Annotated in this window: 3 protein-coding genes and 1 pseudogene; 2 read left to right on the top strand and 2 right to left on the bottom strand. The window is 60.9% G+C overall.

The genetic code is table 11. The annotated features are described in order from the left end of the window. Positions 1-477, top strand: a pseudogene (locus OQK_RS04285) (L-aspartate oxidase); the annotation flags it as partial. On the opposite strand, the gene OQK_RS04290 reads toward OQK_RS04285, so the two are convergent. Together OQK_RS04290 and OQK_RS04295 are read right to left on the bottom strand one after the other, a co-directional pair. Next, positions 446-898, bottom strand: a complete 453-nt coding sequence (locus tag OQK_RS04290) for a protein YgfX (RefSeq protein ID WP_038860547.1) — start codon at positions 896-898, stop codon at positions 446-448. The pseudogene OQK_RS04285 and the gene OQK_RS04290 sit on opposite strands and share 32 nt — an antisense overlap. Then, complete coding sequence (locus tag OQK_RS04295; RefSeq protein WP_007963266.1) at positions 882-1,136, bottom strand: FAD assembly factor SdhE; 255 nt, start codon at positions 1,134-1,136, stop codon at positions 882-884. Before OQK_RS04295 ends, OQK_RS04290 begins: the two co-directional genes overlap by 17 nt. Before the next feature lie 150 nt (positions 1,137-1,286). Between OQK_RS04295 and OQK_RS04300 the strand changes: the two genes are divergently transcribed. Continuing rightward, the coding region (locus tag OQK_RS04300; protein WP_016771274.1) for an aminomethyltransferase at positions 1,287-1,891 on the top strand (605 nt) is incomplete at its 3' end.

A 1,891-nucleotide genomic window follows, 5' to 3' on the forward strand; every position in this document is an offset into this window, starting at 1 on the left:
CTGCACGGCGCCAATCGTATGGCCAGCAACTCGCTTCTGGAATGCTTCGTTTATGCCCGTTCGGCAGCAGCGGACATGCTCGCGCAACTCGATGACGTCGCGGCACCAAGTGCCCTGCCCGTCTGGGATGCCAGCCAGGTCACCGACTCGGATGAAGACGTGATCATTGCGCACAACTGGGACGAATTGCGCCGATTCATGTGGGACTACGTCGGCATCGTGCGCACCAACAAGCGTCTGCAACGGGCGCAGCACCGGGTGCGTCTGCTGCTGGATGAGATCGATGAGTTTTACAGCAACTATAAAGTCAGCCGTGACCTGATCGAGTTGCGCAACCTGGCACAGGTTGCCGAATTGATGATCAGCTCAGCCATGGAACGCAAGGAAAGTCGCGGCCTGCATTACACCCTCGACTATCCGGATATGCTGCCCGAAGCGCTCGACACTATTCTGGTGCCGCCCACCTACGCCGGCTGAACTTGAGCCGCACTCGCAGGCGTCGGTGCAGATCTGCCGCTTGCGAGTCACGTGGCACGCAGATCGACCTGACCCGCCACTCTCCGCGCAGGCGAAAGCGCAGCACCACGATCAACGGCAGCGCCAGACTGTCCGGGCGCAGTTGCACCGCTTGCCAGCCATCAGCCTGATTCCACACCTGCCAGCCATCGCCATCGCGGCGCAAGCCGCAGAATGCTTTCGGGTGGTTCAGCAGAATCTGCCGTGGCAGCACCCGAAAACCGTGCAGCGCACAGGCGCAAGCGGCGAGCAGGCTGGCCCAGAGTGGAATCGACAGCAGACACAGCGAACCCATGGCGAACGCCTGGGCCAGCAGATACGCCGCCAGCAACTGCCGTGAGGCATGCCAGCGGCATTCGAACGTATTACTTGGGCTGGACACGATCCAGAATCATCCGGACCATGCGTTGCAGCTCGGGATCTTCCGACTCGCTGCGCTCCATGAACCAGCCGAACATGTCCTGATCCTCACAGGTCAGCAAACGCACGTACAGATCGCGATCCACTTGATTGAGGTGCGGATAGACCTCCTGCACGAACGGCACCAGCAGCACGTCAAGCTCAAGCATGCCGCGACGGCTGTGCCAAAAGAGGCGATTCAGTTCAACTTGTTCGACCATGGAGCCCTCCTCGAATTTGCCGGGCAGTATACAGCCCCGGCGCGGGCCGCACAGTCGGCTTTGGTCGGGCACCCCTGATCCTTTATCAACTACCCATTTCAACCCTGCCCCCTTATGATGTGCCCCAGTCTATTTACCCTGCGATGACCCATGGCCGATTCTGCTTTTTTCTGCACCCTGTCTCATGAAGGCGTACTCGCGGTTCGCGGTGCGGACGCCGGAAAATTCCTGCAAGGCCAGTTGACCTGCAATATCAATTACCTGAGTGACACCCGCGCCAGCCTCGGCGCCCGCTGCACGCAGAAAGGCCGAATGCAGTCGAGCTTCCGCATCCTGCTTGAGGGCGACGGCGTGGTGATGGCGATGGCCAGCGAGCTGCTCGAGCCGCAACTGGCCGACCTGAAAAAGTACGCAGTGTTCTCCAAATCGAAACTGACCGATGAAAGCGCCGCCTGGGTGCGCTTCGGTCTGGCACATGGCGATGCAGCCCTGACCAGCCTCGGTCTGGCACTGCCCGCCGAAACCGACAGCGTTGTGCGCCATGAAGGCCTGATCGCAATTCGCGTCTCGCCCGAGCGCGCCGAACTCTGGGTGCCTGCCGCTCAGGCGCCAGACATTCAAAGCCAACTGTCCGCCACGCTGGCTGAGGGCGAACTGAATCATTGGCTGCTGGGCCAGATCCGCGCCGGTATCGGCCAGGTCATGCCTTCCACTCGCGAACTGTTCATCCCGCAGATGCTCAATCTGCAGGCGGT

It is taken from the genome of Pseudomonas sp. R62 (assembly GCF_000257605.1).
GTDB classification, from domain to species: domain Bacteria; phylum Pseudomonadota; class Gammaproteobacteria; order Pseudomonadales; family Pseudomonadaceae; genus Aquipseudomonas; species Aquipseudomonas atacamensis.

Excerpts from the sequence above, each read along its gene's own strand:
- OQK_RS04295 (WP_007963266.1), bottom strand. The coding sequence starts at position 1,136 with ATGGTCGAACAAGTTGAACTGAATCGCCTCTTTTGGCACAGCCGTCGC.